Below are 16,700 nucleotides of genomic sequence, written 5' to 3'. Positions count from 1 at the left end.
GGGTAGAGGCGGGGAAGTGGGTGCAGATGGCCGGAGACAAGCCCCGGCGCTACAGGAAACCCCTGCGCATTCATCTGCTGTGTTGCGGTGATGCAGGTGGGCGGTTATAGGCCGCAGTTTCGTCCGCATCGGGGTGTGAACTGCATGACGTTTGTCTGCCTTTGCTCTCGCGCTAGCTGGCGGTACTCAGTTCACACCCCGATGCGCTCTCATAGAGAGGATCGGGCAGTTAACGACAGGCTGTCGTGGTTCAGGTCCATACATTCCGTTTCAACCGCTGTGACTAACAGCTACGCGGACTGCAGCGGGGCCTGATCCTCTATCAGCATCAGCCCTTGCTCGCGGCAGAACTGGATCTCTGCGTCGTATCCGGCGCGGCTCAGAACCTGCCGGCCGTTCTGGTCGTAGATCGCTCGGTGGAAGCCTGCGCCGCTCTTACGTGGCGTGCGCTCAACCGTATAGCTGTGGCGCTGGTAGCAGCCATTGGGGCTGTTTGGGTCCGGCATCGTCTTGCCCTCCGTTGTTTTCCCGCTGCACCCGTCACCAGGTGCATCAGTGAAAAGGTCCGTCATGCAGCAGCCTTGCAATCGGCCGCCGTCATTCGATGACCGTCTTCGCACTCAACGACGCGAACGCCGCTGGTGTAGCCACGCTCAGCGTTGAGCCTGTTTGCCTCGTGAATGCAGGCGGCCAGGCTCTCATCGGTAAATACCTGCAGCTCACCACGCAGAGTGATGTGGATGACTTTGTTCATGGTCATGCTCCGGGTTGTTTTCCCGATACCCACCGCTCTGGATGGGCATCAGTGAAAAGGTCCGTCATGCTGCGAAAAGATCTTGCTGACCTGCCTTGGCAGTGAATGGCTTGCGGTTGGCAAACGACTCTTCCAGCCAGTACCGCTTCGGCTTGAAAAAGCTGCTCAGGTAACCAGGCTCCGACCTGCCGACAGTTGCGTGGGTGTTCAGGTTTTTCCATTCCGAGAACTCAGGCCAGGGAGTGGGGTGGATGTTTTCCGGCCCGCCTATTGCCTGGAAGAAATGGTCTCTACTCACCTCGATCATGCTCATCGTTGTATCTCCGTTGATTTCCAATGCCGCCTCATAGAAGCGGCATCAGTAAATCTGTGGCGCCGTGACCCGCTACTGGCGTCGGTCACCGGCTTGAATCAAATGGGGTGTTAGCCGCTACAGGCTTTTCAGGTGATGGCGTAATCGCTCCGCTCAGAAGAAGCCGCGACTGCTGCGAATCACGCCAATCTCAGCCAGCGCCGAGCGATCGAGCAGGTATTCAGCGTCCAACTTGATGTGGTCGGCGATGAACGTCAGCTCGCGACCCTTGTTCTCGTGCTCAGCCTGCTTATCTGCCAGCGCTTTCTTCGGGTCACCATTCGAGTACTGCATTGCCTCGATCTGTGCGTCCTGAAGACTGCTGTGCTGCTTGGCGTAAGCACCGGCACGCTCATGGTGGAACGCTGCCTGTTTGTTGCAGAGGTCGCGAAGCTCGGGGCCTGCGACGGTTACCTTCAAGCCTTCGATTGGAAAGCTGATTGCTTGAGCTGCTACTTCGGTCATGGTTTTCTCCAGGCAATAAAAAAACCGCCTCGTGGGCGGCTGCGGTGCTACGAATGTTGGCTACATCTGGTCTTCGGCATAGATCGCGGCGCTGATGATCGCACCGCCCACCCGCCGCTTGCCGTAGCAGAGCGGTACCGGGTTGCCGGATGCGGTGGTGTTCTTCGCGCTACCGAAGGCGTAGCCCGGTGTGTTCTCGGGTGCGGCGCTGGTCTTGAGTCCGCCGGCCTGGGGGCTGAGCATTTGAATTACACCTCCAGCGACCATCCCAATACCGCCAGCGATCAAGGCGGCACCTATAGGGGAGGCAAGACCAAATGACATCCCGCTAACGACAATTCCAGCGACAACCATAACTGCGCCAACGATCGTCTGAAGCAGGCCGGCGCGCTTGGAGCCCGTGATAACGGGCACGATTCTGATCTCCCCCTTACCCTGGAAGCAGAGTTCGTCCTCGCCAATGTTTTTCTTCCCTCGAAATACGGCGAACTCCAAACCTCGCGATTTTGCATTAGACAGAAAGCGTTCGAAGCCTGGAATTTGCACGCAGAGCGCTTTGATTGCCTCTGCCGGACTCCGAACAGACAGCCTGTATTCTTTACCAAACTGCCGCAGCATTCCGCCAAGTCGAATCGTTTCTAGCGGTGAATATTCAATAGCCAGTGCTGGCATAGCTTTTCTCCAGGTGTAAAAAAACCACCCGAAGGTGGTTATGTTTTTAGATGGTTCAAATGCAGTCTTTTGCGGAGCTTTTCCAGCCGCTAGTCCCCGCCCAATCCATTGGAAGAAATACTCGAATCAAAGACCCGCCACCAGACTCATCGACGACCGCCAATGCGACTACGCCAGAAAGCGCTGCCGAGGCGGCAATCTTATATCCGCTCTCGGTTTCGATTGAGCTGGTAGATGGATTGAATTCTTGCCATTTAGGGGCAAGGCAGCGCACGTACTGCTGGGCCGTTTTTTTGGACTGCCCGGTAAAAGCCGGTTTGTCTTGCTCTATCCCTGATGTCGAACATCCCACCAGCAGCACGGAAGCAGCTATAGCCGCAGTCAATAAAATTCGCATGACACCCCTCCTTGTTAAAGGTGGAGCGTATCACTACAGGTCGGGGCTTCCTATGCGGTGAGCGCGCCATCGGCAAACCCGAGCGCCGTCATGACATCCCTTTTTATGTTGAAGGTTCTACAGATGAACAGCATGTTGTTTCCATGCTTGGAGTCATCAAGCATTTCCTTCACCTCTTTGGCTACGACAGATCTAGAGACAATCATGTTGATCTGAACTTCGCAGCCTTCAGCGGTTGAAGCATCATCCCATCCGACCCCCTCGAGGTCTTGGGTTACCGTCACCCTCATCTGCTTGCCCTGATAATGAACAACGAGAATCTCGGTTCCATTACGATGAGGAGATTTTGCGCGACTGCTTACTGGTTTCATTACCTTCTCCTGCGAGCCGTCTGACTCTCTGCTTTCCGCAAAGTCCTTCTCAAGACTTTCTGGAGAGCGTCCTGCCCGCTGGTAACGGGCAGGTATTCTCCTTTCCTTGCATAGGTCAACGGTCGCTTTCCCGTTGATGCCTGTCGGTGTGCCTGGGGTCATGCCGCCATTAGCCATACACCTACTCAACACCGCGCAGCCTCTCCAGCTACGCCCTCCGAATGAGGTCTCCTATGCCCAGCGCCGACATTAGGTCGAATCGCTGCGTACCGTTGCGCGGTACGTCCGCTGGCTATGCATCGGCCAGCTCGGCGTCCATCAAGTTTTTAAAGAGCGGATCGATTCGCGGCTGCCTGTTGAAGGACTGTGGCGTCTCGATGGGATAAGTATTGCCGCCGGAGATATGCAGTGTCAATCCCGGCGGCGATATATTTTTCTAGAGACGAAAAAAAGCCCGCTCTGTGCGGGCTCGATTTGGAAGGGGGTTGCTAATCGTCAGTTATGAGGTTGAATGTCGAAAAGTCTTTTCCGGCAATTTCATCCCTCTTGGTATGCCTCATAGCTTTAAGCGATACGATCATCCCGAGGGTTAGCTTCTGGACGTGCAGGTATTGCTGCCGGTTGTAGTTAATCTTGATTTTGCTTCCGTCATCCATTCGCACATAGATGGCGCCGGTCTCGTTTAGTTGAGATACGCGACCCTCGACGGAAACCTGGATGGGCTTGTCGACCTGAACCACCGAAAGTCTTGAGTGCGCTGACTTTACTGCATCCAATGATCCACCCCAGTGATACAGCTTGGCGTTTGGTGCTGGCCAGGTTAACTCGGCTCCAATTTCCTGCTTCTCAAGCGTACCAAGAAGGTCGCTAAGGGCTTTTGCCGCTGGGGCTCCGATTGCTGTTACTAACTCCCGTATCTTTTCTGGAGAAGGCGAGGATAGAACATCAAATATCTGCTCAAGCGCGCCCTCCATTAAAGAATCCCCCGTTGTGTCTGGCGCTATGTTCCCTGCAAATACGAGCCTGGTGGAGCCAAATGCTAGGCCAGACAGACGCAGGTCAATCTCAGCCGATGTGTCCTCGGGGATACCCTTGGAAGGGGGTCTTCCATGTCTAAGATGATAAGCAGCATGCGCGATCGCACTGTTGAATCTATCTGCAACCTTCGCCAGAAGCTTGAGTGGGATACTGCCATCCATTCTGCGCCCCATCAGGCGAAGCTCGACGACCTCATGTTGAAGGGCTGCCTTTGCCTGCCTGAGGTCCTGCCTCAGTTCTTCCTGGTGCGATTTCCAGGAGTCGAGAGCGAGCTCGACAGAAAACTTCCCTGGAGTTTCCTGCAATCTTAATGAGTCGCGCTGAATAAACCGATTGACCTGAGCAAGCTGGCGCTCAAGCCAATCAATACGATTTGCTTGCTCAGTCATCAATTTAACCTCAAGGCGGCAAGCCCTTTAGGGGTGCGCTCATCGCGCTGCGTGCCGAATTTTTGAATCCAGAATTCTAGACCTTCCTGATCACTGCTCTCTACTTTGAACACGTGCAGGCCAAAGCGTGCGGCGACAAAATTAGTATTGAGCAAATTATTTACGACAGGGAGAGCCGATTCGGAGAGGGAGTCAACATTTTCCGGGTCGTAAACGACAACCAAATCAATGTCTTCAGGCTCGTCTTTGGCGCACATAAACGAGCCGTCAACCCAGATTGTGCTTTTAACTCCAGCATTCTCCAGAAGCTCAAGATAAACCGTAAGGCCGCCAAAAAGCACCTTCCTTCGCGTTGACTCGGGAAAGTCATCGACGGTTAGTCTCTTCAGGTCATCTAGGGAGTATGGATGAATTCCAGCATCAAGCAGTGGCGGGTAATCAATCTTTTCTTGATTCATTAGATGGCATCAGTAGGTCCATTACCTGCTTGAGTTTCAGCGCCTGTTCGGCTGATAACTCCAGCATTTGAGTTGCAATCTCGTCAACCGCCTGACGGTGCTCCGGAGTCGCCCTTTGGTACTTCTCATCCTGATAGTAGTGGGGCGTGCCACTGCTTGCTGCGAGGGAGATCTTGGATATCTCTTCAGCCAATCTGGGACTGAATACCTCGACTGGGGTTGATATCAATCCCGATATAACACTTGCGACCTTCGCGTTAAGGGCGTTGTACCCATTCAGGTACGAGCTCACGGACCCCTGGTTAATGCCAAGGGCGTCAGCAATCTTTCCTTGAGTAAGAGATTCGGATCTGGACTTTCCTGTGTTGAAGGCGTCCACCGCAGCCTTGAGCGCCAAGCACTCAGCTTTTTCCCATTCTTCTAAGTCGCGTTTTTTCATGCGCCGATTATTCCTTGCGGCGATATTTAATCAATCGCCGCCGGGGTTGATTTAATAATCTCCGGCGGCGATACTTGGCGCATATCTATCAAAAGGAGGACGGCTATGAGCCGCATGACCCTTCAGGAGTTTTCCCGCGCCCACGGGCAAACCAAGGCTGCGACCTTGCTTGGCCTTACCCAGGGCTCACTGAACAAAGCCCTTCGTGTTGGTCGGGATGTGTATGTGATCGAGCACGACGACGGGGCTTTCACCGCGGAAGAGCTCCGCCCATTTCCAGTTCAGTCCGCCAAAAGAACCGCCGCCTAAATCGTGTCATCAGCTGCCAAGTGTGGCTGGAAGTGAGGTCGCCTGGGCCTGATTAAGTAAATGACCAATCTCGGCGACGAAGCAATCTTGAACGCAAACGACCCAAGGAAAAACTAGGACATGAAAACGCCCGTACTAGAGACCCGTCGCCAAGTAATGGCAGCCGTGTCCAACGCTTTCCCTGGAGGGATGGATTGCGCAGCTGCTCGCCTTGGCATCAAGGACAAGCGTCTGGAAAACCAGATCTACGAAACCGCCGGGTGCAAGCCGCTGAGCGATGCCGAGATATTTGTGCTGGAAAGCGAAACGAAGACCGAGCATTTGCCGGACTACATCTGCGCGATGTACGGCGGTGTGTTCGTGAAGATCCCGGAAGCGGGGGAGCTGGACAACGTCGATCTGTATCAGCGCTCGCTGGCGGCGTCTGCGCAGCGCGGTGCGCTTGATCAGATGGTGGCCGCAGCCCTGGAAGACGGCGAAATCGACGCAAGCGAAGCCAAGAAGATCCGCGCCCTGCACGCCAAGTACATGTCGGCGAGCCTCGAGGCTATCGGGGCGGTAATTGAGTTGCACAAAGCCCGCGCATAAATCGCAGGCACAAAAAAGCCAGGTTCGTGGCCTGGCTCATTGCTACTTCAGCGAGGCAATAATGAATACACAATCCATCCCCGTCAATACCCCCAACAATCTCGCGCCACGTTTTCTGCAATCGCAAAACGTGGCGCGGACAGTTTCCATGACCAGCCTCGAGCTGGTGGATTTCATCAACTCAACCAAAGAGGACGGGCAGCCTGATCTTCGTCACGATCACTTCATGGCGAAAGTGCCTCGGGTCATCGGGAAAGCAGCTCCCAATTTTTTGGGAACTGACTCTTACGCCAACGGGAGCGGCGGCCGGGTAATTCGTCGCATCTACACCTTCCCAAAACGCGAAGCCTGTCTGATGGCTATGTCGTACAGCTATGAGCTTCAAGCTCTGGTGTTCGACAAGATGACAGCACTTGAAGAGTCTATTTCTTCAGGGTTCTTTTCAGTCCCTAAAACGCGTGCTGATGCACTGCGCCTGGCTGCTGACCTTGAAGAACAGAACGCCGCCCTTGCCATCGAGAACCACCAGCAAGCCGAGAAAATCGCCAGCCTTGAATCCATCTTCCAGGTGGGTATGACCCCTACACAGTTCTGCAAGCGCCTCAATGGCGTGAACTGCCAGCAGGTCAACAGCGCGTTACTGGCCCGCAAGTGGATATACAACGCGGAGCGCGACGAGAAGCGTTCGGTCAAGTACCGGGTTGGCTCCATCGCTCGCGACAAGTACCTCACCGAGAAAGTTACCAATATCTCGAACGAGGGCATGGATACCTTCGCCAAGTACACGCCGATCCTGCTGAAGGAGGGGGCCAAGCGCCTGCACGACCTCTACATGGCACAGAAGCTCCCTATGAAGAAGACCTGGGACGGCCAGTTCTGCCACTGCAAGGCTACCGAAGAGGATTTGGCGTGAGCATGGGCCTTATGGTCGCCGCGATGAAGCTTCGCGTCGGCAATCCATTGCGCAAGCTGGTACTGATCAAGCTGGCAGACAACGCCAGTGATATTGGGGAGTGCTGGCCCTCGTACCAGCACGTCGCCGATCAGTGCGAGATCAGCAAGCGCTCTGTCATGAATCACATCACCGCCTTGTGTGAGGCGGGGCTATTGCGCAAGGAGATCCGGAAGGGTGGCCCGAAGGGGAATTCGTCAAACGTTTACTTCCTCACCCTCGACGGTGGTGGTGCACCTGCTGCACCAGGGGTAGTGCAGCAGGTTCACCAGGGTAGTGCAGCAGGTTCACCACCTAGTGAATCTCCTGCACCAGGGGGTAGTGCAGCAGATGCACCCAGAATCAGTAACTCTCTTGAACCAGTCATGGAACCAGTCATGGAACCAATTACGCCCCAGGCTGACGCCAAGGTCGTGACGGGTCAGGTCGTGCCATTTGCCCCCCAGCAGCCACGAGTTGAGATTCCCGCCGACATGCCTGGGCCCAAAGACCAGGCCTGCAAAACCTTCAAGGTCTGGGCCAACTACGCCATGGCCTACCGCAAACGCTACAACGCCTGGCCGGTGTGGAACGCCAAGACTGGCAAGCAGATGGCTTTGCTCGTCGACCGCCTGGGTGCCGATGTCGCCCACCACGTCGCCGCTCACTTCCTGAAAACCAGCGACGCCGCTGTGCTGCGCAAGTGCCACAGCCTCAACGAACTGCTGGCCAACGCCGAGAGCTACCACACCCAGTGGGTGACCGGACAGCGCGTCAACGGCACAACCGCCCGCCAGATGGAACGTACCGAGGCAAACCTCTCCGCCGCCGAGCAGGCCGCCCAAATGGTTCTGGCCAAACGCCAAGCAGGTGACCGCAATGAATACCTCTGAAATGAACGACCAGCAGGTCGCCGGACTGGCCGCCGCCATCTGCGCCACAGCCGAGGCCATGGGCCAGGAAATGAACCCAGGCACTGCCGCGATGATGGCCGAAGACCTCTGCGCCTACCCCGTGCCCGTCGTCAAAGCCGCGTTGAAGGCATGCCGCTTCGAGGTGAAGGGCAAGCTGGCAATGGCAGACATCCTGCAGCGCGTCCAGTCCTCCGACGGCCGTCCCGGCAAGGACGAGGCTTGGGCTATCGCCATGACCACCAACGACGAATACGAAACGGTCGTTCTGACCGACGAAATCCAGCTGGCCCTGGCCGCTGCCAAGCCTGTGCTCGATGCCGGGGACAAGATTGGGGCCAGGATGGCGTTCATCAGCGCGTACGAGCGGTTTGTCGGCCAATCCCGAGAGGATGCCAAGCCTGTGAACTGGCACGTCTCTGTGGGCTTTGACGCCAACCGCAGGATTCAGGCCGTCACCAAGGCGATGGAGTTGAAGCGCATCCCCCGCGAACACGGCCAGAAGTACTTGGCGGACCTGAGTGTCGTCCCGGTCACCGAGGATGGCCGGGCGATTGCTGGGTTGCTCACTGGCGCTGTAGCCAGGCCCGCCCCGGCGCTGCGCGAAAAACTGCACTTGGTGAAGTCCTCCATGCTGGAAATGCGCGCCGCCAGCGAAGAACGGAAGCTCGAAATGCGAATTGAAGCAGCCAACGAATTGGCAGATCGCCGCGCACTGCTCATCAAGCAGGCCCAGGAATTGGAGTCACGAGCATGACCGTAACCAGCATTCGATATAGCACCTCGCAGGCCAAACCAAAGCCGCAGGCCGGCGACGAACGATTCCTGAAAGGCCGTGGCGTCCAGCAAATCCGCCAGCAGCAGTACAGCAAGATGTACCGGGCCTACATGGTCAGCAACGGCCGCCCGGTGTGGGAGTGGGTCGACAAGGGCAGCGAGCGAGATCGCACTTCTGATGCGTGGCTCCAGGCCCGCAAGTCGGAACGTTTGGCAGTGATCGCAGAAGCAGCGGAGCAACGGACATGACCGAATTCGTAGAGGTGAAGACGCAAGACCTGTCGGGCGCGGCGCTGCTGGTTCTGAACGCTCACGCAAACTCCTTGGATATTCCATTCCCTCACTGGATTGGTGGTGCTGACGCTGACCAGGGTCCGTCCTACTGCCGGTCATGCGCGGAAGCAGAGGTCGCAGCAGGGCGTGCTGAATACGTCGATGGCGGATGGCAGCAAGAAAATGACGGCTGCTGTCACTGCGAAACCTGCGGGCGCCTGCTCGATTACACGCTGACCGAATACGGCGCCAGCGAAGAGATTGATCACTACATGGGCACCGAACTTGCGGGGCCGATCTCCCCGGAGGATGCATTCCACATCGCGAAGATGCTTGAGCAGGATGAAAAAAATCCTCAGGCACTCTCGATTGGTATTCAGGCTGCGGAACTGATCAAGGCTCAACAATCGGCCATCGAAGCCGCAGGCCTGAAGGTGAAGCCATGACCGACAACACCGAACTGAAGCGGCTGGCCGAGGCTGCACCGAAAGTGCGGGACCCATTGAAAACCAGAGCCCACGGCAAAGTCCGGGATGCGATTTTGTCAGGAAATCTTGTGCGGCCATCAATTTGCGAAAAGTGCGGAGACGAGCCAGGAGCGGGCGTAGATGGGCGATCCCTGATCCAGGGTCACTACCACAAAGGGTATGACAGGCCTTTGGATGTGGAATGGCTATGCGCTCGTTGCCACCGGATGGAAACCCCTTTCAATCCTCGACGCGGTGACGCTGTGAAGGTCGGGAAGCTGACGCTGGATGCCGTCCTGGATATCAGAACAAAGCGCATGTCTCAGCGCCAATTTGCAGCGCTGTATGGCGTTGTGCAGACCGCAGTTCAGCAGGTACAGACCAGAAGGACTTGGGATCATGTGTGAAGAATGCAAGAAACAAATCGCGGCCCTGATCGCCGAGAACGAGCGGATGAGCACCAACTGTCTTGGTGTGAAATTGGATGTTTTCGAAATTGTTTGCGCAGAGCGCGACCAGCTCAAGGCCGAGAACGAGCGTCTTTCCACGGAAAATAGCGAGATTGAGTCGGCGGCCATCACTTACATCGAGGACATGCAGGAAGCGCATCGCGAAAACGCGCGCCTCACTGAGCTTTTCACGGTTGGGATGACGCTGGATGGGAATCTGCGTGTTTATGGCGATTGGCAGAGCGTTAGGAAAGCACAGGAGATTCTCGCTGAGCGCGACCAGCTACGCGCCGAAATCGCCGGCCTCAAGACCGGCTACGAAGCCTACGAGCGGGTGAATGCTGAGCTGAAGGCTGAGGTCGAGGCGCTGCGTAAGGATTCTGATCGGTATCAGTGGCTGAGAGACAAGAGCGAGTCCGTGCATCAGTTCTACCTGAGCGTGCCGCTGTGGTTTACCGGCGTGCACTTTCGCGCCCAGGACGTGGACAAGTCTATCGACGCAATGAGCAAGGGAGAGCAGTCATGAAACCGATTATCACTCACCAAATGCAACCATGCCCTTACAGCTGCGTATCGACCTGCCTGGCAATGATTGTTGGGCGCCCGGCACAGGAAGTAATCGAAGAAATGCACAAGCCATATCGCGACGGGGATATGACCTTGCGACAGATGCTGGAGCGACTTGGCGTTGAATACACGGCGTTCTTCAGTCTGGATTGCCCGCCGCTGGCCGCCGAGGGTGTTTATCTGTGCACGTCACCGTCGCTCAACATCGAGGGCGGAAACCACCAGATCCTGATCGAGGTCACCGACGAGGGCTACTTCGTATTTGACCCGGTGCAGGGGCGCGAGGATCGCAAGTATTACGTGGCGCGCGGGCGCGGAGAGGGTATTCCGCTGGCGATCGACCTTGGCGGCTTCGTCGTCGACGCATTTATCTCGCGCGACCACCTATTGGTCCTGCGCGGCGACTCGCCTTTGTCGGAGGCTGCAGCATGACGGACAAAATCTCAGTCAACTGCCGCTCTATGCTCACCGAGGCCATCACACGCATGTCCAGGATGTTCGAGGACAAGCACTACGTGTTGGTTAGCCTTCGCCCGGGCAAGGACCGAACCCTGGACCAGAACCGCTTGTGGTTCGCCATGTACAAGCGCATCGCCGAGATGACCCAGTTGGGCGACCCAGCCGAGGCCCGCAAATATTGCAAGCTCCACGTCGGCGTGCAGATCCTGCTGAACGATGACGCCGGGTTCCAGGCTGAGTGGTACCGGGTGATGCGTCACCTTCCGTATGAAACCAAGCTGGACATGATGGGCGAGTGCCACCTGTTCGGCCCGGACGGCTTCCCGGTGACCAGCCTGTTCAATCGCGCTCAGGGCATCGCCTACACCGATCGCATCGTCGCCCGCTTTGCACCGCAGGGCGTGTACTTCTCTGACCTGCTTAGCCAGGAGGCCGCATGACCATAGAACGGAAGCCTGCCAAGCCGAAGAAATGCCGCGTTGCTACGTGTAGGGCCTCATTCGTCCCGCAGCGCCTGGGTCAGGCGGTGTGCAGCCCTAAGTGTGCGCTGGCCACTGTTGAGGCGCAGAAGGCCAAGGAGAAGAAGTCGCTGGCCCAGGCCGGGCGCCGGGACATCAAGGTGCGCAAGGAGGCGCTCAAGACTCGTGCGGACCACCTCAAAGACACGCAGGTCGCCTTCAACGCCTGGGTGCGCGCCCGTGACGCGGATCTGCCTTGCATCAGTTGCGGTCGCCACCACGAAGGCCAATATCACGCCGGCCATTACCGCACTGTAGGAGCGAACCCAGAGTTGAGGTTTGAACCGCTCAACGCCTGGAAACAGTGCGCCCCGTGCAATAACCACCTATCAGGAAACCTCATCAATTACCGAATCTCGCTCCTACAGAGAATCGGTGAGGAAAAGGTTGCATGGCTTGAAGGCCCTCATGAGCCCAAGAAGTACACCGTGGAAGAGCTGAAGGCGATGGCCGCCGATTACCGGGCAAAGACCAGAGAGCTGAAGGGGAGAGCGGCATGACTTATCGCAACGTGGTATCCGCAGTTGTCCGGGCGCTCGCCGCCGAAACCATCAACTCCGCCGGCGGCTGCGACTTTGAGCCAAAGGTGCAGTGCGCCAAGCAGAAGGGGGAGATCGTCGGCAAGGAGGCTGCATTCCTCACCGACTGCTGGGTTTTCGGTCGCCTACACAAATCGCTGTCCGCCGAACACTGGCGCGCCCTTGTGGCGAAGTTCTCCACACACACCGAGCGCAAGCATGCGGCAATTGCAGAATTGACCCGTGTGATGCGCTCACCGGCGCCGGAGCGGTTCCTTCACTGTGCCGTGGTTACGTGGGCGTTACCTCGGCTGCCGGGCGTGGACGGGAAGCGCTCAACGAACGTCCTGCCGGCCGGCTGGTACGAGATGGATAACTGGTCAAACGAACCGCATCCGATTAAGACCCAGGAGCGGTGGAGGCGTGACATTCGCAAGGCGCTGGAGAGCAGTGTTGACTTGGCTCTGGTCGAGGCTCAGCACATCCTTGAGCAGGAAGGCCTTGTGATATCAGAAGTCGCTTGACGATGGCTGAGCCAATGAGCCATTATTCACCCATCCTGTCGTACTTGCGCATGTAGGTGATGCAAGAGACAAACAAACCCGGCCACAGCGCCGGGTTTTTTATTGCCTTAATTCTACTGCCGGTAGGTGCGCATGAAGCTGAAGACCAGAATCAGCACGCTGGAGCGGGCCCGTACGGCCTGGGAAGCAGTTGCGCGACAAGTTGGCGAGACCGACTTCTCGCGCCATCCGCAGACCGGCGAATACCTGCATCCTGGTGTCGCCATGGGCTGGCGCATCCATAAGAAGAATCTGTAGATTTACCTGCAGCCAGGGCAGCCCTCGGGAGGCCTGGACGCTGATAAGCCGGTAGTGCAGCGCTACGGAAAAACACCGGCAGCCCGCGCGCCCTGACCTAACACGCTTTCAGGGTGGCGCGAGACATGAGCAGCGAGATCGATGCACTTGGGTGTCGACGCCGTGATGGTCTTTGGCTGGCAGCGTGGGAAGACACGCGTACCTATTCAGGGCCTCGACATTGATCGGGGCCTTTTCGTTTTCGGCCCCGCCACACCCTTCGCTCTGAGCTGGGAGTGCTGCCGGGGCTGACCTATTCGCCGCTGCTCCCCAGCGTTTGGCCGGCACCTGACGGCCTTTTTTATTCACTCATGCAACTGAGAGGTCGAGCGCATGGAATTCCTGCATCGCTTGCTCGACAAGGCCGACCTGATCCTTGCCGGGGTAGTCGGCGCCATCATCGCGAGCTGGTGGAGCAAGGACGACCTCAAGGATCTCTGGTCTTGGGTCATCTTCCTGCTGACGGGTATTGCCTGCGCCCTGTACTTGACTGGCATTGTTTGCGACCGCCTGGCTGTGACTGACCCCAGCAATGTGGCCGGTGTTGGGTTCCTGCTTGGAGCTTTCGGCGGGTCGCTACTGACCGCCATCAACCGCGCCATCAAAGCCGCCGACATCTGGGCGCTTATCCGCTCGAAGTTTGGGGGGGGTTAATCAATGAGCGTTCAAACATTGAGCACGGCCTTTATCTCCCTCATTGCCATCTGGGCGATGTGGTGTGTACTGAGCCACAAGGTGAGAGACGGTATTGTCGGCAAGATCATTTACGCGGCGATCGCCGTGTCCGGTTTCGCGATTGCTACCCGTGGCGAGACTGTACTCCTCAGCCCCAGCGCTGCAGGCGTCACCTTCCACGGAGCGCTCGCATTGGCTGGCCTAAGACACTGGTTCGTCGCCAACCACTGGCCGCGCGTCAAGGGATGGCTGTGCCGATACCTGCACTGTGAGCAATGCCTCAATAACCTTGAGCAGCCTCAAACCAAAGAATGATAGGTGATCCCATGGACAGAAAAGTCATATTCCTGGCCTATCACCCCTGGTGGTTCCGCCTCTACGTGATAGCGGTGAACACCTTCGCTTACCTGGCAGGCCTTGAGGTCGACACCGACAAGCTGAACGCCCAGGCGCGCAAGGCGACCCGTTACCGTGAGATTGACCCGGGTGATGAGGCAACGCTATGACCACGATCGCCTACAAGGACGGCATCATCGCCTATGACGGACGCTGCACTGCTGGCGGAACGATCGTCTATGACGACTTCGACAAGATGCGTGAGCGCGATGGGGCTTTCTTCTTCGGTGCTGGCGGCATGTCAGAGATCAATGATCTGATCAAGGCCTACCACGGTGAAGAGATCTCAGGCGACTGTGGGGCTCTTGCCATTGTGTGCAAGAGCGGTGAGTTAAGCCTGATCAGTTATGAAGATGGCAGGATCGTGGAGAGCTCTGTGCTCCCGGACAAGGCCTATGCAATCGGCAGTGGTCGAGATCACGCATACACAGCACTCGACATGGGCGCGTCCGCCTATCAGGCCGTAGAGATGGCAGCCAAGCGCGATACAGGCACTGGTGGAAAGATCAGAACGTTCACCGTGAAGGTTGAGCAGCAATAAGGAATTCAACATGGCAGCAAAGCAACCCGACTGGGAGCGCATCGAACAGCTCTTCCGGGCCGGTCTGCTCTCCGTCCGCGAGATAGCATCAGCTTGTGGTGTGTCTCATACCGCAATCAACAAGCGGGCAAAGGCTGAAGGATGGGAGCGAGACCTCAAGGCGAAAATCAAGGCTAAAGCCGATTCGCTGGTTTCCAAACGTGAGGTTTCCAGCAAGGTTTCCACGGAAACACTGGCAACCGAGCGAGGGATCGTTGAAGCAAACGCTGAAGTTATCGCTGACATCAGGATGGCGCACCGCACGGATATTGGTCGCTCTCGTCGCCTGGCAAACAAAATGCTGGACGAGCTTGAAAGCCTGACCGACAACAGAGAGTTGTTCGAAGAGCTTGGAGAGCTGATGCGTGACCCCGACGATAAGGGTTTCGACCGGCGCAACGAGCTGTACGGAAAGGTCATCAGCCTCGGCGGCAGATCCAAGACCATGAAGGAGCTGGCCGAGACCCTGAAGACCCTGGTCCTCCTTGAGCGCCAAGCATATGACCTCGACGCCAAGTCTGGTGGCGATGACTCCGAAGACCTATCAAAACTGATGGACGAGCTATCGAAGGAAGCCTGACATGAAGCCCGAGCACTTGAAGCTGCTTCGGGACAAGCGTTGGAGGCTGAACAATCTCTATTTTATTAATGATAAAAACGGCAAGCGCATTCGCTTCCGCATGACCGATGAGCAGGTCGAGTACTTCGATGGGATGCATACCCGGAACATCATCCTGAAGGCTCGGCAGCTAGGCTTCACCACTGAGTGCTGCATCATCCAGCTAGACGCCGCTCTGTTTGAGTCGGCCAAGTGCGCGTTGATCGCTCACACGCTGCCTGATGCCCATCGTCTCTTTCGGGAGAAGGTGAAGTACGCTTACGACAACCTGCCTCTTGAGATCCGCAAGGCTAACCCTGCGCGCAATGATGCGTCTGGAGAGCTGGTATTCAACAAGGGCGGATCAATCTACGTCTCCACGTCCTTCCGGGGCGGCACGCTGCGCTACCTGCACGTGTCCGAGTTCGGGAAGATCTGCGCCAAGTTCCCGTATAAGGCCCGCGAGATCGTCACCGGCGCCTTCGAGGCTGTGGCCACTGACTGTTTCGTCACGATCGAATCGACGGCGGAGGGTAGGGCTGGCTACTTCTTCGACTACTCGCAAAGCGCCGAGAAGCAACAGATATCTGGTACGCCCCTGGGGCTGCTGGACTGGAAATTCTTCTTCTTCTCATGGTGGAAGAACAAAGACTATCGCCTCGACCCGGAAGGCGTGGTCATCCCGCAGCGCCTGACCGACTACTTCAACGAATTGGCGGCCAAGCACGGGATCATCACGAATGACGGGCAGCGCGCCTGGTACGCGGCCAAGGAGAAGACCCTCGGCGACGATATGAAACGGGAATACCCGTCCATCCCTGTCGAGGCATTCCAGCAGTCTGTCGAAGGCGCTTACTACGCCAAACAGTTCACCAAGCTCTATGCCGAGAAACGCATAGGCGTAATCCCAGACAACAGCCATCAGCCGGTTATGACCTTCTGGGACATCGGTGTCGGCGACTCAACGGCCATCTGGTTCGTGCGTCAGGTCGGCACCGAGTACCACGTCATCGACTACTACGAGAACTCCGGCGAAGGCCTGCGGCATTACATGAAGGTGCTCAAGGACAAGGGTTACACCTATTCCGAGCACTGGGGGCCGCATGACATCGAGAACCGCGAGTTCGGCAGTGATGCCAAGAGCCGCAAGGACATCGCCAAAGAGGGCTATATCATCGACGGAGACAAGTACTCCATTCGGTTCCAGGTCGTACCCAAGACCGGCATTGATACCGGCATCGAGGCGGCGCGGGAGATCCTTCCGCTCTGCGTGTTCGATGAGTCCAAGTGCGAAGAAGGCATCGGTCACCTCGAAAACTACCGCAAGGAGTGGGACGAGAACCGCGGCTGCTGGAAAGACAAGCCATTCCATGATGCGACCTCTCACGGCTCCGACGCCTTCAGATACTTTGCTGTTGCCAAGACCAAGCGTGTACGCACCGCATCCACCGCACCTCTGAGAATCTAGATATGTCTGATGACCCAAGCA

General features: G+C 57.0%; 30 protein-coding genes. 20 read left to right on the top strand and 10 right to left on the bottom strand.

What is annotated here, in order from left to right; translation table 11 throughout:
• Nucleotides 1–290: 290 nt before the first annotated feature.
• The 10 genes from ACODSV_RS07435 to ACODSV_RS07390 form a co-directional block, all read right to left on the bottom strand.
• Nucleotides 291–572: a hypothetical protein gene (locus ACODSV_RS07435; RefSeq protein WP_489044312.1), complete on the bottom strand. Its 282-nt coding sequence runs from the start codon at nt 570–572 to the stop codon at nt 291–293.
• Nucleotides 569–754, bottom strand: a complete 186-nt coding sequence (locus ACODSV_RS07430; protein WP_489044314.1) for a hypothetical protein — start codon at nt 752–754, stop codon at nt 569–571. Before ACODSV_RS07430 ends, ACODSV_RS07435 begins: the two co-directional genes overlap by 4 nt.
• Nucleotides 755–818: 64 nt before the next feature.
• Nucleotides 819–1,067: a hypothetical protein gene (locus ACODSV_RS07425; protein ID WP_489044316.1), complete on the bottom strand. Its 249-nt coding sequence runs from the start codon at nt 1,065–1,067 to the stop codon at nt 819–821.
• Nucleotides 1,068–1,220: 153 nt separating this feature from the next.
• Nucleotides 1,221–1,571, bottom strand: coding sequence for a hypothetical protein (locus ACODSV_RS07420; RefSeq protein WP_489044318.1), 351 nt, complete (start codon nt 1,569–1,571; stop codon nt 1,221–1,223).
• Between the two features lie 60 nt (nt 1,572–1,631).
• On the bottom strand, nt 1,632–2,243 hold the full coding sequence (locus ACODSV_RS07415; RefSeq protein WP_489044320.1) for a tail assembly protein: 612 nt from the start codon (nt 2,241–2,243) through the stop codon (nt 1,632–1,634).
• A gap of 55 nt (nt 2,244–2,298) precedes the next feature.
• Nucleotides 2,299–2,640 carry a hypothetical protein gene (locus tag ACODSV_RS07410; RefSeq protein WP_489044322.1) on the bottom strand — a complete coding sequence of 114 codons (342 nt, stop codon included), beginning with the start codon at nt 2,638–2,640 and terminating at the stop codon, nt 2,299–2,301.
• A 50-nt stretch (nt 2,641–2,690) separates the two neighbouring features.
• The gene (locus tag ACODSV_RS07405; RefSeq protein ID WP_489044324.1) at nt 2,691–3,188 is read right to left on the bottom strand and encodes a hypothetical protein; all 498 of its coding nucleotides are present in this window, start codon (nt 3,186–3,188) and stop codon (nt 2,691–2,693) included.
• Nucleotides 3,189–3,499: 311 nt separating this feature from the next.
• A complete protein-coding gene (locus ACODSV_RS07400; RefSeq protein ID WP_489044325.1) occupies nt 3,500–4,438 on the bottom strand; it encodes a hypothetical protein in 939 nt (312 codons plus the stop codon).
• Complete coding sequence (locus ACODSV_RS07395) at nt 4,438–4,896, bottom strand: DUF6932 family protein (protein ID WP_489044326.1); 459 nt, start codon at nt 4,894–4,896, stop codon at nt 4,438–4,440. The genes ACODSV_RS07400 and ACODSV_RS07395 overlap by 1 nt, the downstream gene beginning before the upstream one ends.
• Nucleotides 4,877–5,335 (bottom strand): hypothetical protein, encoded by a 459-nt coding sequence (locus ACODSV_RS07390; RefSeq protein WP_489044328.1) that lies wholly within the window; start codon nt 5,333–5,335, stop codon nt 4,877–4,879. Before ACODSV_RS07390 ends, ACODSV_RS07395 begins: the two co-directional genes overlap by 20 nt.
• 105 nt (nt 5,336–5,440) lie before the next feature.
• On the opposite strand from ACODSV_RS07390, the gene ACODSV_RS07385 reads away from it, so the two are divergent.
• The 20 genes from ACODSV_RS07385 to ACODSV_RS07290 all read left to right on the top strand — a co-directional run bounded on the left by ACODSV_RS07385 (nt 5,441) and on the right by ACODSV_RS07290 (nt 16,679).
• Complete coding sequence (locus ACODSV_RS07385) at nt 5,441–5,644, top strand: Cro/CI family transcriptional regulator (protein WP_489044330.1); 204 nt, start codon at nt 5,441–5,443, stop codon at nt 5,642–5,644.
• Nucleotides 5,645–5,764: 120 nt separating this feature from the next.
• A complete protein-coding gene (locus ACODSV_RS07380; RefSeq protein WP_489044332.1) occupies nt 5,765–6,232 on the top strand; it encodes a YmfL family putative regulatory protein in 468 nt (155 codons plus the stop codon).
• Between the two features lie 61 nt (nt 6,233–6,293).
• Nucleotides 6,294–7,145: a Rha family transcriptional regulator gene (locus tag ACODSV_RS07375; protein WP_489044334.1), complete on the top strand. Its 852-nt coding sequence runs from the start codon at nt 6,294–6,296 to the stop codon at nt 7,143–7,145.
• Complete coding sequence (locus ACODSV_RS07370; RefSeq protein ID WP_489044336.1) at nt 7,142–8,056, top strand: helix-turn-helix domain-containing protein; 915 nt, start codon at nt 7,142–7,144, stop codon at nt 8,054–8,056. The genes ACODSV_RS07375 and ACODSV_RS07370 overlap by 4 nt, the downstream gene beginning before the upstream one ends.
• Nucleotides 8,043–8,831 (top strand): hypothetical protein, encoded by a 789-nt coding sequence (locus ACODSV_RS07365; RefSeq protein ID WP_489044338.1) that lies wholly within the window; start codon nt 8,043–8,045, stop codon nt 8,829–8,831. The genes ACODSV_RS07370 and ACODSV_RS07365 overlap by 14 nt, the downstream gene beginning before the upstream one ends.
• Complete coding sequence (locus ACODSV_RS07360; protein WP_489044340.1) at nt 8,828–9,100, top strand: hypothetical protein; 273 nt, start codon at nt 8,828–8,830, stop codon at nt 9,098–9,100. The genes ACODSV_RS07365 and ACODSV_RS07360 overlap by 4 nt, the downstream gene beginning before the upstream one ends.
• Nucleotides 9,097–9,570: a hypothetical protein gene (locus ACODSV_RS07355; RefSeq protein WP_169867159.1), complete on the top strand. Its 474-nt coding sequence runs from the start codon at nt 9,097–9,099 to the stop codon at nt 9,568–9,570. The genes ACODSV_RS07360 and ACODSV_RS07355 overlap by 4 nt, the downstream gene beginning before the upstream one ends.
• On the top strand, nt 9,567–9,998 hold the full coding sequence (locus ACODSV_RS07350) for a hypothetical protein (RefSeq protein ID WP_489044342.1): 432 nt from the start codon (nt 9,567–9,569) through the stop codon (nt 9,996–9,998). The genes ACODSV_RS07355 and ACODSV_RS07350 overlap by 4 nt, the downstream gene beginning before the upstream one ends.
• Nucleotides 9,991–10,566, top strand: coding sequence for a hypothetical protein (locus ACODSV_RS07345; RefSeq protein WP_489044344.1), 576 nt, complete (start codon nt 9,991–9,993; stop codon nt 10,564–10,566). The genes ACODSV_RS07350 and ACODSV_RS07345 overlap by 8 nt, the downstream gene beginning before the upstream one ends.
• Nucleotides 10,563–11,039, top strand: a complete 477-nt coding sequence (locus ACODSV_RS07340) for a hypothetical protein (RefSeq protein ID WP_454844142.1) — start codon at nt 10,563–10,565, stop codon at nt 11,037–11,039. The genes ACODSV_RS07345 and ACODSV_RS07340 overlap by 4 nt, the downstream gene beginning before the upstream one ends.
• Nucleotides 11,036–11,506 (top strand): hypothetical protein, encoded by a 471-nt coding sequence (locus tag ACODSV_RS07335; RefSeq protein ID WP_454844143.1) that lies wholly within the window; start codon nt 11,036–11,038, stop codon nt 11,504–11,506. Before ACODSV_RS07340 ends, ACODSV_RS07335 begins: the two co-directional genes overlap by 4 nt.
• On the top strand, nt 11,503–12,084 hold the full coding sequence (locus ACODSV_RS07330) for a recombination protein NinG (RefSeq protein ID WP_454844145.1): 582 nt from the start codon (nt 11,503–11,505) through the stop codon (nt 12,082–12,084). The genes ACODSV_RS07335 and ACODSV_RS07330 overlap by 4 nt, the downstream gene beginning before the upstream one ends.
• On the top strand, nt 12,081–12,626 hold the full coding sequence (locus ACODSV_RS07325; protein ID WP_454844146.1) for a hypothetical protein: 546 nt from the start codon (nt 12,081–12,083) through the stop codon (nt 12,624–12,626). The genes ACODSV_RS07330 and ACODSV_RS07325 overlap by 4 nt, the downstream gene beginning before the upstream one ends.
• Nucleotides 12,627–12,758: 132 nt before the next feature.
• Nucleotides 12,759–12,923 carry a hypothetical protein gene (locus tag ACODSV_RS07320; RefSeq protein WP_305452218.1) on the top strand — a complete coding sequence of 55 codons (165 nt, stop codon included), beginning with the start codon at nt 12,759–12,761 and terminating at the stop codon, nt 12,921–12,923.
• Between the two features lie 372 nt (nt 12,924–13,295).
• Entirely contained in the window at nt 13,296–13,616 is a 321-nt protein-coding gene (locus ACODSV_RS07315; protein WP_454844094.1) for an MFS transporter, read from the top strand.
• 3 nt (nt 13,617–13,619) lie between these two features.
• Nucleotides 13,620–13,952 carry a hypothetical protein gene (locus ACODSV_RS07310; RefSeq protein ID WP_454844093.1) on the top strand — a complete coding sequence of 111 codons (333 nt, stop codon included), beginning with the start codon at nt 13,620–13,622 and terminating at the stop codon, nt 13,950–13,952.
• Nucleotides 13,953–13,963: 11 nt separating this feature from the next.
• Entirely contained in the window at nt 13,964–14,143 is a 180-nt protein-coding gene (locus ACODSV_RS07305) for a hypothetical protein (RefSeq protein ID WP_454844092.1), read from the top strand.
• Nucleotides 14,140–14,574: a proteasome subunit beta gene (locus ACODSV_RS07300; protein WP_454844091.1), complete on the top strand. Its 435-nt coding sequence runs from the start codon at nt 14,140–14,142 to the stop codon at nt 14,572–14,574. Before ACODSV_RS07305 ends, ACODSV_RS07300 begins: the two co-directional genes overlap by 4 nt.
• 10 nt (nt 14,575–14,584) lie before the next feature.
• A complete protein-coding gene (locus tag ACODSV_RS07295; RefSeq protein WP_454844090.1) occupies nt 14,585–15,193 on the top strand; it encodes a hypothetical protein in 609 nt (202 codons plus the stop codon).
• Nucleotide 15,194: 1 nt separating this feature from the next.
• Nucleotides 15,195–16,679, top strand: a complete 1,485-nt coding sequence (locus ACODSV_RS07290) for a terminase (RefSeq protein WP_454844089.1) — start codon at nt 15,195–15,197, stop codon at nt 16,677–16,679.
• Nucleotides 16,680–16,700: the final 21 nt, after the last annotated feature.

Source organism: Pseudomonas sp. FG86 (genome assembly GCF_057808775.1).
The sequence above is the reverse complement of the archived record's forward strand: the minus strand, read 5'-3'. Positions and strand labels throughout refer to the sequence as shown.

Bases quoted from the DNA above. Each gene is read 5' to 3' on its own strand.
- ACODSV_RS07435 (WP_489044312.1), bottom strand. From the start codon at position 572: ATGACGGACCTTTTCACTGATGCACCTGGTGACGGGTGCAGCGGGAAA.
- ACODSV_RS07430 (WP_489044314.1), bottom strand. From the start codon at position 754: ATGAACAAAGTCATCCACATCACTCTGCGTGGTGAGCTGCAGGTATTT.
- ACODSV_RS07425 (WP_489044316.1), bottom strand. From the start codon at position 1,067: ATGAGCATGATCGAGGTGAGTAGAGACCATTTCTTCCAGGCAATAGGC.
- ACODSV_RS07420 (WP_489044318.1), bottom strand. From the start codon at position 1,571: ATGACCGAAGTAGCAGCTCAAGCAATCAGCTTTCCAATCGAAGGCTTG.
- ACODSV_RS07415 (WP_489044320.1), bottom strand. From the start codon at position 2,243: ATGCCAGCACTGGCTATTGAATATTCACCGCTAGAAACGATTCGACTT.
- ACODSV_RS07410 (WP_489044322.1), bottom strand. From the start codon at position 2,640: ATGCGAATTTTATTGACTGCGGCTATAGCTGCTTCCGTGCTGCTGGTG.
- ACODSV_RS07405 (WP_489044324.1), bottom strand. From the start codon at position 3,188: ATGGCTAATGGCGGCATGACCCCAGGCACACCGACAGGCATCAACGGG.
- ACODSV_RS07400 (WP_489044325.1), bottom strand. From the start codon at position 4,438: ATGACTGAGCAAGCAAATCGTATTGATTGGCTTGAGCGCCAGCTTGCT.
- ACODSV_RS07395 (WP_489044326.1), bottom strand. From the start codon at position 4,896: ATGAATCAAGAAAAGATTGATTACCCGCCACTGCTTGATGCTGGAATT.
- ACODSV_RS07390 (WP_489044328.1), bottom strand. From the start codon at position 5,335: ATGAAAAAACGCGACTTAGAAGAATGGGAAAAAGCTGAGTGCTTGGCG.
- ACODSV_RS07385 (WP_489044330.1), top strand. From the start codon at position 5,441: ATGAGCCGCATGACCCTTCAGGAGTTTTCCCGCGCCCACGGGCAAACC.
- ACODSV_RS07380 (WP_489044332.1), top strand. From the start codon at position 5,765: ATGAAAACGCCCGTACTAGAGACCCGTCGCCAAGTAATGGCAGCCGTG.
- ACODSV_RS07375 (WP_489044334.1), top strand. From the start codon at position 6,294: ATGAATACACAATCCATCCCCGTCAATACCCCCAACAATCTCGCGCCA.
- ACODSV_RS07365 (WP_489044338.1), top strand. From the start codon at position 8,043: ATGAATACCTCTGAAATGAACGACCAGCAGGTCGCCGGACTGGCCGCC.
- ACODSV_RS07360 (WP_489044340.1), top strand. From the start codon at position 8,828: ATGACCGTAACCAGCATTCGATATAGCACCTCGCAGGCCAAACCAAAG.
- ACODSV_RS07355 (WP_169867159.1), top strand. From the start codon at position 9,097: ATGACCGAATTCGTAGAGGTGAAGACGCAAGACCTGTCGGGCGCGGCG.
- ACODSV_RS07350 (WP_489044342.1), top strand. From the start codon at position 9,567: ATGACCGACAACACCGAACTGAAGCGGCTGGCCGAGGCTGCACCGAAA.
- ACODSV_RS07345 (WP_489044344.1), top strand. From the start codon at position 9,991: ATGTGTGAAGAATGCAAGAAACAAATCGCGGCCCTGATCGCCGAGAAC.
- ACODSV_RS07340 (WP_454844142.1), top strand. From the start codon at position 10,563: ATGAAACCGATTATCACTCACCAAATGCAACCATGCCCTTACAGCTGC.
- ACODSV_RS07335 (WP_454844143.1), top strand. From the start codon at position 11,036: ATGACGGACAAAATCTCAGTCAACTGCCGCTCTATGCTCACCGAGGCC.
- ACODSV_RS07330 (WP_454844145.1), top strand. From the start codon at position 11,503: ATGACCATAGAACGGAAGCCTGCCAAGCCGAAGAAATGCCGCGTTGCT.
- ACODSV_RS07325 (WP_454844146.1), top strand. From the start codon at position 12,081: ATGACTTATCGCAACGTGGTATCCGCAGTTGTCCGGGCGCTCGCCGCC.
- ACODSV_RS07320 (WP_305452218.1), top strand. From the start codon at position 12,759: ATGAAGCTGAAGACCAGAATCAGCACGCTGGAGCGGGCCCGTACGGCC.
- ACODSV_RS07315 (WP_454844094.1), top strand. From the start codon at position 13,296: ATGGAATTCCTGCATCGCTTGCTCGACAAGGCCGACCTGATCCTTGCC.
- ACODSV_RS07310 (WP_454844093.1), top strand. From the start codon at position 13,620: ATGAGCGTTCAAACATTGAGCACGGCCTTTATCTCCCTCATTGCCATC.
- ACODSV_RS07305 (WP_454844092.1), top strand. From the start codon at position 13,964: ATGGACAGAAAAGTCATATTCCTGGCCTATCACCCCTGGTGGTTCCGC.
- ACODSV_RS07300 (WP_454844091.1), top strand. From the start codon at position 14,140: ATGACCACGATCGCCTACAAGGACGGCATCATCGCCTATGACGGACGC.
- ACODSV_RS07295 (WP_454844090.1), top strand. From the start codon at position 14,585: ATGGCAGCAAAGCAACCCGACTGGGAGCGCATCGAACAGCTCTTCCGG.
- ACODSV_RS07290 (WP_454844089.1), top strand. From the start codon at position 15,195: ATGAAGCCCGAGCACTTGAAGCTGCTTCGGGACAAGCGTTGGAGGCTG.